Here is a 13,918-nt window from a genome sequence, read left to right on the forward strand (position 1 = left end):
ATTCTTCTGGTGGGGTGAAGATTTCAATGTTTTTTAAGTCTTCACCTTCTTCCCCGCAAACTTATTCAGCTTCATGCTGAGGGAAAACATAATGTAACGTTTGAGGATAAGGTCTTCACGGTCTTCAAAATAGGCTTGTGAGATCACTCTTCTTACGCTCTGGTTCTGGTTCAGGACATCATAGACCTTTACTTTGGCAGTGAGCTGCTTGTCAAAGAATGAATAGCCTATGCTGGTATTCCAGAAGTAAAAGTCTCGCTTGAATCCTGGAGCTATATTTGAGCTGGTGTTGTATTCAAAATCATTTCCCAAAACCAGGCGGCTTTTCAGGATGTAGTTGGTCATTTCCAGTTTTAAGGACTGGTTGGTGGTCTTTACCTGATCGATGCTGTAATGGGTGTAATCTGAGAACTGGTAGGCCAGGTAGTACGACGGTTTCAGTGTAATCTTATCTTTGATCTCGTACGTAATTCCCAATGCAGGTGTAATGCTGTATACCTGGCTGCTGTATACCTGATTGTTGATAAATCCTTTGTTGTAGGCATAATTCATGTTGAATTTAGGACCTATTGTCAGCTTATTTTCTTTCCATTTGAAGGTTTTGCTGATGCCACCTCCAAAGTTGGCATTCTTGTTCCCGCTTATATTCGCGTAGGTGACCAGCTGCTTGCCGGATGAATCGTAGTAGGAATAATTAACGATATCATTATTCCTGTAATTGAAGCTGGCATTTGCGTAATAATTGATGTTTTTCAGTATGTTATAATTATAGAAATTCAAAAAAACTTCAGTGTTCCAAGTATTTTTGAGGTCAGGATTCCCCTGGTAGACGATCAGCGGATTCACATAATCGGTGTAGGGAGTAAGCTGCTGTGCGGTTGGGATATCAAAGTAGGAATAGCTATAAAGATTTAAGCTTTTGTTTTCAGAAAAGTTGTATTGGATGCTCATGTTGTGGGAAGGCAAGACAAAGCTTTTAGTCAGGAGGGTCTGTTGTCCGTTGAATACGGAATTGACTTTCATATCGGATACATCCAGTTTTGCAGATCCCCAGACCGTGATTTTCTTTTTATTGATATCAAATAAAAGTTCCGGTGAAAACTGATTGATATTCTGGTTCATCAGGTTAGACAGAAGAGCGTTGTAAGCAGAGTAATCTCCGGTTATTGCGTTAAAATCATTCACATTCCTCGTGTTTCTGCTGATTTTTGAGCTGTAGCCCACATTCAGGCTGACAGTGGCAGAATCAGAAACAGGCTCTGTATATCCTGCGCTGAAAGAAGAGTTGTTACTCTGACTTTTGTTTTGGGTCAGCTGGTTCCTGATGTCATCCGGATCAGCACTCTGGTAAAATACGGTTTTCGATCGGTTCAGGTTGCTGTCTTTGGACTCTGAAATATTGCTGGAAATATTGCTGTACATCACCCTTCCTTTCTTCCTGAACTTTTTGGAGAAATAAATATTGGGGTTGAAAGAGTTGTTTTCAGAATCTGTCCTCGTAAAAGATGTATTTTCATTGAGTTGCTCATTATTCCTGAATGTAGATGAAGCAGAGTTTCCGGTACTGTAGCTTTTGGTATGCGAGAACGAAGGCGAGAAATAAAAACTGGTCAGCGAATCAATTTTGACTTTTGACGAAGTATCAAAGCTGTACTGCCTGTTTTCCGTTTCGCCGTCGCTTTCGGAATTGGTTTTCAGTACAGAATCCGGAAGGAGGGTAGATCTTGAGGCTTTGGACCGGGTTTTCAGGTTATTATCATTGTACATAAGGCTGAATGCGTCCAGATCGATATCCTTCCCCAGCTTGTCATTATAGTTAAACCCGACAACCGTAGATCTCTGAATCCCTTTTAAATTATCACCTGAAGGCATATAATATGTAGTGCCTCCGGAGCTCATGATGCTGCCGCCCTGCATCATCCAGGCATTTCTTCCGTTGCCCATGCTATCAAAGATCTCATTGTTGGAGAATCCACGGGAGTTGATGTTGTTAGAAGACGCCAGAAGGCTTATTTTGGTATCTTTTTTAAAATAGCTGATCAATGCGCTCCCTTCATAGCGCTTATCAGATCCGTAGCCGGCCGTGATTCTGGAAATCAGGCCTTTGTTTTTCTTTTCGTCGATATTGAAGTTAATAGTAGTATTCTTGGATTTTGCCGTTTTTCCGGTAAGTTCTTCCTCTTTCGTTTTCGTCGTGGTGAACTGGATGTTTTTGATGAGGTCTGCAGGAAGATTCTGAAGCGCAATCTTACCGTCCTTATCAAAGAAGGGCTTACCGTTGATCATAATCTGGTCGGCTTCTTTTCCATTGACCATTATTTTGCCCTCGTTGCTGATCTCCACACCGGGAATCTGTTTAAGCAGCTCCTCAATTTTACTGTCCGGCCGGATCTTGATGGAGGAGGCATTGAATTCAATGGTATCTTTTTTAATTTTAACCGGTGCCACACTAAGTTTAACCTCCTCGATAGTATGTACCGTATTGTTCTCAAGCTCAATATTTCCCAAAGACACCTGTTGATCTATTTTGTCAAATATTTTGGAATAGGAAATCAGTTTATCAGCATCAATTTTAAGCATCGAAGGCTCATTCTGCGGAGTTACTTTCAGGGAAAACTTTCCCGTGTTGTTGGTGGAAGTATAATTGATGATCGAAGAATCCTTCTGTCTTTAAAAGATAGACGGTAGCATTTTCTACAGCAAGCTTTTCATGGTTGGTGACGCTTCCTGTAATTTCAAGTTGTTGTGCACTGAATATATAGCTGATCAGCATGCAGCAAAATAAAAGCAATTTCTTCCCCATACGTTTGTTAAAGCTGCAAAAATAAAAAAAAACATCCCAGTATTGGGATGTATGATAAAAATATTTTAAATTTTATTATGCTTTCAGGTACCTTGAATAGGCATATCCTTCCTGTCCGTCATCTGTTTTTACCTTCCACCAGTCATCGGAAGTCTGTTCGATCAGGGTTACGGAAGATCCTTTGGATGCTTTTCCTACCACTGCGGCATCTGTGGAAGGCTCCTGGCGGATATTAAGGTTGGAATCTTCTGTAGCTACGGTAAGTGGAGCTCCAGCAGATAGACCGGCTACCTGAACATCGATATTGATGTCTGAAGCGGAATACGAAGAGTCAATTGCGCCTAAAGCATTCCATACTGCATCTTTAGCTGCTGTATTGGATGCATGTCCGGAAACATACAGGATGCCATCCTGTTCCTGAACCTGTAGATCGGTAATGCCGGCAGACTGTGCTGCAGAAATTACACCTGAATATTTATCTTGTAATGTGCTCATGATGTTTATTTTACAGTATAGTTATAATTTACTTTCCCTACTTTCAGGGCATCAACCGATTCTTTGATCTTTCTGGCCTGCTGCGCAGATACGTTTCCGGTAAGGGTAAGCTCACCGTTAATGGTCTGTACTTTCACGGAAGGGAAATCTTTAAGTGCATCCTGAACTTTCTGCTGAACGGCAGGATCTGTGGCAGATTGGGTATCCACCGGAGTCACTGCTGTAGAAGGAGCAACAGTAGCCATGTCGTGAACTTCTTTCACTCCGTTGATAGCTTTCAGTTGTTTGATCATGGCATCTTTAGCTTCCTGGCTCTCAAAGGTTCCGCTCAGATGGGCAACTCCGTCTTTGATCTCAACCGATGCATTAGGGTTTGACGTTACTACCGTAGTAGCCTGCGTCTGTAAATCTGCATCAGAAACTTTCTTTTTACATGAAACCGCTCCGAAGGAAATAGCTACAGCCAGTGCAGCCATGGTGATGGTTTTTTTCATAAATGTATATTTAATAGGTTAGTATACTCAAATGTAACAATAAAATTTATACCAAAATCATATTATCCTGTAAATGTCCGGTGGATTTGTTAAAAATACTATGGGAATTGAAGTTTTTTAAGGTCAGCCGAAAGAATTCATCATCATTTTCAACGAGAGTTTGTACCAATAGAAAAACCATTATATTTGTGCAACTTGAATTGGATGATATGAAAGGACAAAACAAACTCTTTATAGCCATTATTATAGCCCTTGTTCTTGGGGTAGCCATCGGAGGCCTTGTACATGTACAATATCCGGAAAGCGCAGAATCATTTTCTAAGAATATCAAACTTTTAGGGACCGTATTCATCAGGCTGGTACAGATGATCATTGCGCCTCTGGTATTTACCACCCTTGTTGTGGGAATAGCCAAGATGAGTGACATCAAAATGATCGGAAGGGTAGGGACTAAGGCCATGCTGTGGTTTATTTCCGCTTCCCTGCTGTCTCTGTTTATAGGATTGATGCTGGTGAACTGGCTGGAACCCGGGCATGTGACACAGCTGCCTATTCAGGATGCAGCTTCGGCGGAGGATCTTCTGAAGACCAGCAAAGGCTTTTCCATGGAAGATTTTGTAAAGCATGTTATCCCTAAAAGTTTGTTTGAGGCTTTTGCCACCAATGAAGTACTGCAGATCGTGGTATTTTCCATTATGTTCGGGATTGCACTGGCGAATATGGGCGAAGAATATTCGCAGCCGGTGATTAAATTATTTGATATCGTAGCCCACGGGATCCTGAAAATGGTTGGCTACATCATGTGGTTCGCGCCGTTTGGGGTGCTGGGAGCTATCGCTGCAGTGGTTGCTACCAATGGATTTGAGATCTTTAAAGTATATGCGATTTACCTCAGGGACTTTTTCTTTGCTTTAGGCATACTCTGGCTGGCACTTTTACTGGTAGGGTATTTCATCCTGGGCAACCGTCTTTTCGAGCTTCTGAGGAGGATCAAAGAACCTTTGCTGATCGCTTTTTCAACTACGAGCTCCGAAGCGGTATTCCCCAAGCTTGTGGAAGAGCTGGAACGATTCGGCTGCAACAACAGGGTGGTATCGTTCATCCTGCCGCTCGGGTATTCATTTAACCTGGACGGAAGCATGATGTACATGACCTTTGCCTCCATATTCATAGCACAGATTTATGGGATTGAGATGTCTCTCGGTCAGCAGATTACCATGCTGCTGGTTCTGATGCTTACCTCAAAAGGGATTGCCGGTGTTCCGAGGGCTTCCCTGGTCATCATTGTGGCTACCTGTTCCATGTTCGGGATCCCGCCGGAAGGTATTGCCCTGATTTTACCAATCGACCATTTCTGCGATATGGGAAGAAGCATGACGAATGTCCTCGGCAATGCCCTGGCTACTTCTGCCGTTTCCAAATGGGAAGGACAGCTGGACAATCATGGTGGTGGGGACCTTTAATGAATATTGAATTGTAGACTCAGAACCGGAATGACAGGATGGGAAGAATATAGAAAGCAGATTGCTGATGACGGTTTTGTCGTGATTCATGATGTATTCTCTGAAGAGGAAATAAAAAAGATCATTGATGGTATCGAGAATGCCGATACTTCCTGTGAAACGTTCAGGAAATCGGAAGACCTTTTTGCCATCCGGCAGTTCCTGAAAGGAGTGCCAGAGGTCAGGAAATCAGTTTTCAGCAGCCGGCTAACGGCAATTATCAAAGAAATCTTTGGCAACAGTTATTTAGCTGTAAAAAGTATTTATTTTGATAAGCCCGAATCGTCCAACTGGTATGTTGCCTATCATCAGGATCTCACCATTTCCGTAGACCGGAAAGCTGAAATTGAGGGGTTTGGTCCATGGACCACCAAACAAGACCAGTTTGGTGTGCAGCCGCCACTGGAAATCCTCGGAAATATTTTTACCATCAGAATCCATCTGGATGATACGGATGAATACAACGGTGCACTGAAAGTAGTTCCCGGCTCTCATGCCAAAGGTATTTACAGGCCTGAAACCATCGACTGGACTATCGAAAAAGAGGCAATCTGCAGTGTGAAAAAGGGTGGGATCATGATTATGAAGCCATTGCTGCTGCATGGATCCAACAGGACGACAAACGGAAAAAGACGAAGGGTCATCCATATAGAATTTTCCGATCTTGAGCTTCCCGGCGGACTGCAATGGTCTGAAAAAATAAGCGGATTATGAATTAATCAGTCATTGACTAAAATTTATAAGCTCCATAAAAATTAAACTCCCTCTGAAAAACTATTCGGAGGGAGTTTAATTTTATCATTGTACAGACCTATTTCACTGAAATTTCATCCAAAAAGATATAAGCTTCGCCTCCGGCGCCCTGATGCCATTCAGGAAGTTTTCCGTAGTAGTATGCTTTTACTTTAAGATAACGGGCTTGTGTAGGAAGAATATCAGCGCTGAATTCTTTTACCTGCACTGTTTCATCTTTCGGGTCTACCGTATTATTGACAGTAGATAACAAAATATAATCTTTACCGTTCATCGAGGCATAATATTCCACTTTTTTAGGCATCAGGATCCATGCGCGGCTGTCCTGGAGATATGTGGAAGATAGTCTGGTCATGTCCTGAGGAGATTTGAAATCAATAATGGCCTCAAAATTCTGTCCCTGGTATCCCTGCCATTCACCTTTTCTCCAGTTGATATCTCCGTGGATGCCGTCTATCAGCGCCAATTTGCCTCCTGCTGTATATTGGGGATTCATCGTAGCATTTACCGTAATATCCCAATGATTCGGTCTCCTGTTAAAATTGGCCGTGGTGATCGAACTTTTCTCGCCGTTCCGTTCCGCATAAGCTGAAACCATGGTGGTTGTGTTGATGGTAAAAGGCTCTTTGTACGCCTTAAATGTTTTCCTCACATTGGCATCGCCTTCATCCAGGGTCATGTAATATAATTTGTCTTCCGGGTTCAGCGGGGTTATGGTTACTTTGGTGGAAAAGTCGAACAGGCGGTCTGCTGCAATCACGGGAGAAGCGGTAAGCTCATCATATTTCAGGTCTTTGAATGCACGTACATTTTCAAAGCCTAGCTTCCTGAGTTCATCTCTTCCGGTATTGGGGGTAATCGTCCGGGTGGTTCCGTCTTCAAGATGGATTTTTATCTCATCGAAATAAGGTTTTGTGGTTTGCCATTCCGGTAATCCCGGGGTCACGGCATAAATTCCCAGTGTACTCAAAATATACCAGGCACTCATCTGTCCGCAGTCTTCATTGCCGATCAGCCCGTCCGGGGCATTTTTATAAAAATGGTCCAGGATATACTTTATCTTCTCGTCGGTTTTCTCAGGCTTGCCTACATAATTGTACAGGTAGGCGATATGATGGCTCGGCTCATTTCCCTGGGCATACTGTCCTATAAGGCCGGTGATGTCTACCTGTTCCCTTCCCGTGGTTTTGTCCGGAGCAGCAAAAATAGCATCAATAAACTGCTCAAATTTTTCCTTTCCTCCATGGGCGGCTATCAGTCCCGGGATATCTTGCTGTACGGAATAGGAATAATGCCATGAATTACCTTCCGTATAATTGTTGTTCACTTCTCTTGGATCAAAAGGCTGGTACCAGTTGCCGTTCTTCCTCGGCTGCATAAATCCGTTTTCAGGATTGTAGAGGTTTTTCCAGTTCTGGGAACGTTTCATAAAATACTGGTAATCCTCCTTTTTGCCTAAAATTTTGGCCATCTGGGCAATGCACCAGTCATCATAGGCATATTCAACGGTTTTGGAAACGCTTTCATGTTCATCATCTATGCTGATGTAGTTATTCTGTTTATAGGCATTCAGCCCGAAGATATCCAGCATAGCCGAATGTTTGGATGCCTCAAAAGCCTTTTCATAATCAAATCCTTTGATACCTTTGGCCATGGCATCTGCAATGACGGATACTGCGTGGTAGCCGATCATGCATTCCGTCTCATTGGAAGCCAGTTCCCATACCGGAAGCTTTCCTCCCTGCTCATACTGTTTGATGAAGGTATTGATGAAGTCGGAAGTCCTTTTTCTGTCGATCAGCGTCATTAAAGGATGGGCTCCCCTGAAAGTATCCCACAGGGAAAAGACCGTATAATAATCAAAGCCTTTGGCCATGTAGAATTTATTGTCCCTTCCCCTGTATTTCCCGTCGGTATCCATGTTGATGTTCGGCTGGGTAAAGACATGGTATAGTGCAGTATAAAAAATGGTAAGCTTATTTTTGTCAGCGGATTTTACTTCTATTTTGGAGAGTTCCTTATCCCAGTCTGCGGCTGCCATCTTTCTGATGCTTTCAAAATCATTGGATTTCCCTTCTGCCAGCATATTTTTTCCTGCTCCTTCATAACCTGTTGGGGAAATGGCTACTTTTACATTGATTTTTTCACCCTTTTTCACCTTAGCTGAGAAAGCCAGCGCCAGCCTGGTTCCGGTATACACATTGCGGTCCTGGGTTCCGTTCACTTCTTTGCGGGAAATTTCCACAGGCTTAGAAAACTCAATTCTCGCATAGATATACTGGTCGGTAGCCCATGCGGAGCTCCTCCTGAATACTTCAACGGTTTTAGGATCTATAATCCTCACTTCGCCTTCCAGCAGCTTATCGCGATGGTTCAGGTCCAGGATGATATTGGCGGTTCCCGCGTTGTTGAAAGTATATTCATGATAGCCCACCCTTTTAGTTGTGGTGAGCCGGACATCGATATTGTTCTTATTCAGTTTTACCGAATAAAATCCGGCAGTGGCCTTTTCATTTTTATGGGAAAATAAAGATGAGTATTCTTTAGAGTTGAGGCTGGCCTTTCCCATGGTTGGCATCAGCATAATGTCTCCGTAATCCGAAACCCCTGTACCGTTAAGGTGCGTATGTGAAAAGCCATAGATTACAGAATCGGAATAGTGGTAACCGCTGCATCCGTCCCAGCTGCCGTCTATACGGGTGTCAGGTGATAGCTGGACCATCCCGAAAGGAACAATCGCCCCCGGAAATGTATGGCCGTGGCCCCCGGTCCCTATAAACGGATTGACGTATTGCGCATAATTTTGTGAAAAAGCATGGGCTGAAATCACACCCAAGAGGACAAAAAGTATTTTTTTCATTCTTACCATAAAAATTCCTTAAAAATACTATAAATATCCGGACCCTAAAAGAATTTATCTATAGTACTGTTTACTTATTCTAAATAGGTAAAATTTCCTTAACTTTGTAATCAATTTATTGAGTTTATGTTGACGAAAGAAAAGGTTCAGGATTTCCTTAAAGAAATAGAAGTTGATGATCTGGTAAATAATCTTCAGATTATGGGCGATGACGTGTATATTGATATGACGGCTCATTCACCGGCAATGCATGAGAAAAAGAAGCTGGAAGCGGCTATGAAGCAGGCCTTTGCCAGCGAATTTGGAGAAGAGGTTCACCTGAAATTGAAAATCGTTTCTCCGGAACCGACTGAAATTCAGCAGAGCCAGATCAAAGGAAAACAGATCAAAGGCATTCAGAATATTATTGCCATCGCTTCCGGAAAAGGAGGCGTAGGAAAGTCTACCGTAGCTGCCAATATGGCGGTAACGCTTGCTAAAATGGGCTTTAAGGTAGGATTGCTGGATGCAGATATCTATGGACCTTCTGTACCTACGATGTTCGATACTGAGGGCGAAAAGCCGATCTCTGTAGATGTAGACGGAAAAAGTCTGATGAAACCTATTGAGAATTATGGCGTTAAAATGCTTTCCATCGGTTATTTTTCGGGAGCCAACCAGGCGGTGGTCTGGAGAGGCCCGATGGCATCGAAAGCATTGAATCAGATGATTCGTGATGCTGCCTGGGGAGAACTGGATTTCCTGTTAATCGATCTTCCTCCGGGAACAGGTGATATCCACCTTTCCATCATCCAGGAAGTTCCGGTTACCGGTGCCGTAATCGTGAGTACGCCTCAGCATGTGGCATTGGCCGATGTAAGAAAAGGAATCGCCATGTTCCAGATGGAAAGCATCAATATACCTGTTTTGGGGCTCATAGAAAATATGGCTTATTTTACACCGGAAGAACTTCCGGATAATAAATATTATATCTTCGGAAACCAGGGAGCACAGTATCTTGCTGACGATCTGGGTATTCCGGTACTGGGAGAAATTCCTTTGATCCAGAGCATCAGAGAGGCAGGGGATGTGGGAAGGCCGGCTGCCCTTCAGGAAAATTCCAGAATTGCAGAGATCTATACTGAAACCGCAAGAAAAATGGTTGAAAGCTTAGTGGAGAGAAATAAAAACCTTCCTCCTACGGAAGCGGTGAAAATTACAACTATGGCAGGATGTTCACCAAAATCAAAATAATTCATCCCGAACGGATGTGACCAAATGACTGAATACAATATATGGAAACAAATATAACACACGAAGATACCGTAACAAGGGTGATGGAAGCCCTGGAAAGCATCCGTCCGTTCCTGAACAGGGATGGGGGCGATATTGAGCTTATTGATGTAAAGGACAATCAGGTTTTTGTAAAACTCCTTGGAAACTGTTCCGGCTGTTCACTGAATTTCTCAACCCTTAAACTGGGAGTAGAAAATACCATCAGGCAGCACGCTCCGGAAATAGAAAAAGTAATAAGTGTAGAGTAGTAGCATACGATACTATACGAGATAATTTCAAAGGCAGACTTTTAGAAGTCTGCCTTTTTGATATCATAAAACAATAAGAAATAGGTATTTCCTTTTGAGTTATGAAAGACAGATTCTTCGCCGAAGACTGCAATAATGAGGGGTTATTTTGCTACAGCCTTCAATTCTCGTGTTTCTAGAATCATAAATAATGGTCATATTGAATTTTTTCAGGTATATGGTTATTGAAGATGAATATGTGGAAAATTTTAATTAAATATATAATTTATGTTAAAAATATTTACATAAATATAGTTAATAAAGTACATATAAAGAGCTTTATATTTAATTTTTGTATTATTTTATTGTTTTATAGCTGCAAAAATCCCCGGAATATTCCGGGGATTTTATTTTTTGTTGGTACCTTGGCGATGCTTATTTAACAATAATCCTTTTTGTGTAACCATCTGTAGTTTTCATTACATATATTCCTGAAGACAGTTCGGATGTAGGTATGGTTAATGCATTTTTTTCTTTTTTGGTCAGTTTTCCGGACATGTCATAAAGCTCATAACCCTGTGCACGGTTAAAATATAGGGTATTACCTTTTGCAACAGGATTAGGAAATACATTAAATGTTGCTTTTTCCTGGTTTGCTTCCCCGGTGGCAAGCGTAGGGGAGGAAGCTACTTCGTACATGGACAATGTCCCGCTAATTTCGTTGGCTACAATTACATATCCTTTGCCGTTGGCAGTGTTGGATGGTGCGATATAGATAATCCCTTCAGGTCCGTTGTCGCCGCCATAAGCTGAAGTCATACGGGAATGTTTGTAATCCGTGAATGTTGGATTGTTAGGATCTGTAATATTATAGGCCATAACGCCGCCGGTCCTTTCCAGCGTGATAAACGCATAAGTCTGTCCATTAATCGTTCCTAATGCTACGCCTTCCGGTTCCGGCCCTTTTGCGCGGCTCCTGCTTTTTACGGTGTTGGATTCATTGTCGGCATTAAAGATCAGGGGATGATTGGCTGCGATATAGCGTTCAAAACTGTCGCCGCTGTCATAGATCAGCTGTTTCGTATCTGCATTGAATATAGAAAACGAACGTGCGCCTAAAGCATTGATTTCTTCAAATTCAGGGTCATTATCTGTGTTCCCGTTTACGCTGGTTACCCTGAATCTTCCCAGATTATGGGATGCTTTCAAGACTGCTGCATTGGGGAACACATCAGGATCCAGAGTATAACTGCTGGCACCTACTGTGGTTCTTTCACTGAAGCCTGAAAGGTCTTTTTCATCCCCTTCATTCGCAGTAACAATGTAATGTGTATTTCCCGCAGTGTAATTCTGGATGGCATCAGGAGTATAATATGCCTTTACCGGCCAGTTGGCAATCAGGATTTCTCCGTTATTGTCTGAAGCATCAAAGCCATTTCCGGGTATGTTCATATCTTTTTTTCCAAGCCCCCATAAGCCGGTAATGGTTTTGGCAGTCAGGTTAACCTCGGCAATGCCGTTATTTTCCTGAAGGGTTACCCAGGCTTTCTGGCTATCAGAGCTTACGGTCACATATTCCGGTTCAAGATCCTGGGACAATGTGTTATTCGCCCTTACTTTTCTAAGTCCGGTGGCTGACAGGGCAGCAACCTGGGAATCGAAATTGTTGAAGTTCAGTGTTGTCACATTAGTCTGGCTGAGACCTGCAATGCCTCCTGAAATATCAATAATGCTGATGGAGCCTTCAGGATCTACAGTATACGCATCATTAGGCTCTCCTTCATTGGCGGTAATCACTTTTGTCCCGTCCGGTGTAAAGGTAATCATGTCCGGCAAGGCTCCTACCGTAACCTGTTTCAGAAAATTCCCGTTGATATCGAAGAAAACAACAGAACCGTTCTGTTGCGGATTGGTATTCGGGGAAGCTGCTGCCACAATGCCGTTTTTCACTGCAATACTGGTAATGCCTCCGTACGGCGCCATATTTACTGTCTGAATCACAGAAGGTGTATTCGGATTGCTGAAATTGATAATGTCAAAAACATCTGTCAGCGAACTGATGGTGAATAACCTTTGGGTAGCAGGATCATGCACGACGATTTCCGTTGAGCTGCTGCTGTTTCCTGAAGGATCGAAACTTCCGATATAGTTCATCTGGATCTGATGGGAAGGCACCGGTGCCGGTTTATCATTATCAATAATATATACCGTGGATGTATTATCCCCTGCGATGACGGCACCAACCGGATTTTCAAGGCTTAGGACAAAATATTCTGCCTGCTGTTCCTGTAGTGTATCATCAATAATCGGGATATTGACTGTATAACTGTTTGCAGAAGGAGTGATGGCAATAGTCTGTGAAGATAATGTAAAATCGCTGCTGTTAGCTGTGCTGAACGGAGCTGCTTTAACGACAAGATTTACCGTCGCATTAGAAGGATTGCTGACATTGATCTTGAAGGCTAGGTTGCCGGTATTTTCATTGATTTTGATCAGGTTTTTTTCCATGGAAACCGATGTGGCAGCTGTGCTGAATGTGCTGGATGTTACAGTGCTGATTCCGTTGTCACTGAAATCTTCAACCGTATTGGGCTTAAGGGCAAGGTAATAAGTCTGATTGGGAAGTAAAGCAGAAGTCGGGATTACCGTGATAGTATTGTTGGCAAAAGAGGTGGTAAAAGGAACCTGCGTACCAGAAGCGTTGCCGGTACGGAATTCAACCAGATTCTGGGCATTGGCATTGGTGATGGCGGAATTATCTGTCAGCCTCACATTTTCATTGAATGCGAGTGTAGGGTTTACAGCGGTAGAGGCACTGCTGCTGTTGTTCGCAGGAAGGTAAGTAACGATGGGAGGTGTCGTGTCTGCACCGGTTGCCGGCACCGCATCCACCGTAAAATTGTCAAACCGGTTATTGCCTCCCGTTCCTCCGCCTGTGGCTGAGAATTCAACTTTCAGTTTAAAATTCGGGTTATTGGAGACCCCGGGAACAGCGGAAAAGTCAAATGTAACCAGTTGCGGATTGGCATCCTGCGGAGAAACCGTCTGATAAGGAATAAAGGAAGTTCCATCCGTAGAGTATGACCAGCTTTGGGTTCCGGCGCCCTGGCCGGAACGCCTGGTGGTAAACTTTATCATAACACTGTTGTAACCTGTGGTAGGCAGGGAAAACTGCAGTCCTCCGCCAACGGGATTATTCAATCTCAGATGGGTACCTGCGGAATCGTTGTTCCGGGCATTTAAGTTCTGAACGTCAAAATTCTGTCCGGTTCCGTTAGCATAATCTATGACACTGCCGCCGCCGGAGATGGCTGTAAGTGAACCGTTAAGAAGTGTTGAGGCCGGTGTGGTAAGGGCTGTGGCAGAGGCATTGTTATTGAAATTCCAGTAATGGATAAGTGTTTGTCCGAACAGACTGCCCTGAAGAAAGAATGCAGCTAGTACGGAACCTTTCAGAAGATAATGGTTCGTCATTGTTATGTACTTTAATTTTTACAAAAATGGACGAT

Annotated in this window: 10 protein-coding genes; 4 read left to right on the forward strand and 6 right to left on the reverse strand. The window is 43.1% G+C overall.

The genetic code is table 11. From position 1 onward, the window contains the following. Positions 1-33 precede the first annotated feature (33 nt). From QE404_RS01635 to QE404_RS01650, 4 genes are all read right to left on the reverse strand, one after another. Positions 34-2,580 carry an outer membrane beta-barrel protein gene (locus QE404_RS01635; RefSeq protein ID WP_307453666.1) on the reverse strand — a complete coding sequence of 849 codons (2,547 nt, stop codon included), beginning with the start codon at positions 2,578-2,580 and terminating at the stop codon, positions 34-36. Positions 2,581-2,587: 7 nt separating this feature from the next. Then, positions 2,588-2,803: a hypothetical protein gene (locus tag QE404_RS01640; RefSeq protein ID WP_307453668.1), complete on the reverse strand. Its 216-nt coding sequence runs from the start codon at positions 2,801-2,803 to the stop codon at positions 2,588-2,590. Positions 2,804-2,878: 75 nt separating this feature from the next. Continuing rightward, the gene (locus QE404_RS01645; RefSeq protein ID WP_307445729.1) at positions 2,879-3,298 is read right to left on the reverse strand and encodes an SH3 domain-containing protein; all 420 of its coding nucleotides are present in this window, start codon (positions 3,296-3,298) and stop codon (positions 2,879-2,881) included. 5 nt (positions 3,299-3,303) lie between these two features. Beyond that, positions 3,304-3,792, reverse strand: a complete 489-nt coding sequence (locus tag QE404_RS01650) for a BON domain-containing protein (RefSeq protein WP_307445731.1) — start codon at positions 3,790-3,792, stop codon at positions 3,304-3,306. Positions 3,793-4,001: 209 nt separating this feature from the next. Here QE404_RS01650 and QE404_RS01655 point away from each other — a divergent pair, with 209 nt between their 5' ends. Then, positions 4,002-5,255, forward strand: coding sequence for a dicarboxylate/amino acid:cation symporter (locus tag QE404_RS01655; RefSeq protein WP_307445733.1), 1,254 nt, complete (start codon positions 4,002-4,004; stop codon positions 5,253-5,255). Positions 5,256-5,285: 30 nt separating this feature from the next. Further along, positions 5,286-6,008, forward strand: coding sequence for a phytanoyl-CoA dioxygenase family protein (locus QE404_RS01660; RefSeq protein ID WP_307445735.1), 723 nt, complete (start codon positions 5,286-5,288; stop codon positions 6,006-6,008). Between the two features lie 97 nt (positions 6,009-6,105). On the opposite strand, the gene QE404_RS01665 is transcribed toward QE404_RS01660, so the two are convergent. Then, on the reverse strand, positions 6,106-8,907 hold the full coding sequence (locus QE404_RS01665) for a GH92 family glycosyl hydrolase (protein WP_307445737.1): 2,802 nt from the start codon (positions 8,905-8,907) through the stop codon (positions 6,106-6,108). Between the two features lie 126 nt (positions 8,908-9,033). Here QE404_RS01665 and QE404_RS01670 point away from each other — a divergent pair, with 126 nt between their 5' ends. Both QE404_RS01670 and QE404_RS01675 read left to right on the forward strand, forming a co-directional pair. Then, positions 9,034-10,140, forward strand: coding sequence for an Mrp/NBP35 family ATP-binding protein (locus tag QE404_RS01670; protein ID WP_307445739.1), 1,107 nt, complete (start codon positions 9,034-9,036; stop codon positions 10,138-10,140). Positions 10,141-10,181: 41 nt separating this feature from the next. Continuing rightward, on the forward strand, positions 10,182-10,430 hold the full coding sequence (locus tag QE404_RS01675; RefSeq protein WP_294207302.1) for a NifU family protein: 249 nt from the start codon (positions 10,182-10,184) through the stop codon (positions 10,428-10,430). A 414-nt stretch (positions 10,431-10,844) separates the two neighbouring features. Here the strand turns inward: QE404_RS01675 and QE404_RS01680 are convergent, their stop codons facing one another. Beyond that, a complete protein-coding gene (locus tag QE404_RS01680) occupies positions 10,845-13,883 on the reverse strand; it encodes a choice-of-anchor I family protein (RefSeq protein WP_307445741.1) in 3,039 nt (1,012 codons plus the stop codon). Between the last annotated feature and the right edge of the window lie 35 nt (positions 13,884-13,918).

The organism is Chryseobacterium camelliae, assembly GCF_030818575.1.
Lineage (GTDB): Bacteria > Bacteroidota > Bacteroidia > Flavobacteriales > Weeksellaceae > Chryseobacterium > Chryseobacterium camelliae_A.

Excerpts from the sequence above, each read along its gene's own strand:
- QE404_RS01635 (WP_307453666.1), bottom strand. The coding sequence starts at position 2,580 with ATGCTTAAAATTGATGCTGATAAACTGATTTCCTATTCCAAAATATTT.
- QE404_RS01640 (WP_307453668.1), bottom strand. The coding sequence starts at position 2,803 with ATGGGGAAGAAATTGCTTTTATTTTGCTGCATGCTGATCAGCTATATA.
- QE404_RS01645 (WP_307445729.1), bottom strand. The coding sequence starts at position 3,298 with ATGAGCACATTACAAGATAAATATTCAGGTGTAATTTCTGCAGCACAG.
- QE404_RS01650 (WP_307445731.1), bottom strand. The coding sequence starts at position 3,792 with ATGAAAAAAACCATCACCATGGCTGCACTGGCTGTAGCTATTTCCTTC.
- QE404_RS01655 (WP_307445733.1), top strand. The coding sequence starts at position 4,002 with ATGAAAGGACAAAACAAACTCTTTATAGCCATTATTATAGCCCTTGTT.
- QE404_RS01660 (WP_307445735.1), top strand. The coding sequence starts at position 5,286 with ATGACAGGATGGGAAGAATATAGAAAGCAGATTGCTGATGACGGTTTT.
- QE404_RS01665 (WP_307445737.1), bottom strand. The coding sequence starts at position 8,907 with ATGAAAAAAATACTTTTTGTCCTCTTGGGTGTGATTTCAGCCCATGCT.
- QE404_RS01670 (WP_307445739.1), top strand. The coding sequence starts at position 9,034 with ATGTTGACGAAAGAAAAGGTTCAGGATTTCCTTAAAGAAATAGAAGTT.
- QE404_RS01675 (WP_294207302.1), top strand. The coding sequence starts at position 10,182 with ATGGAAACAAATATAACACACGAAGATACCGTAACAAGGGTGATGGAA.
- QE404_RS01680 (WP_307445741.1), bottom strand. The coding sequence starts at position 13,883 with ATGACGAACCATTATCTTCTGAAAGGTTCCGTACTAGCTGCATTCTTT.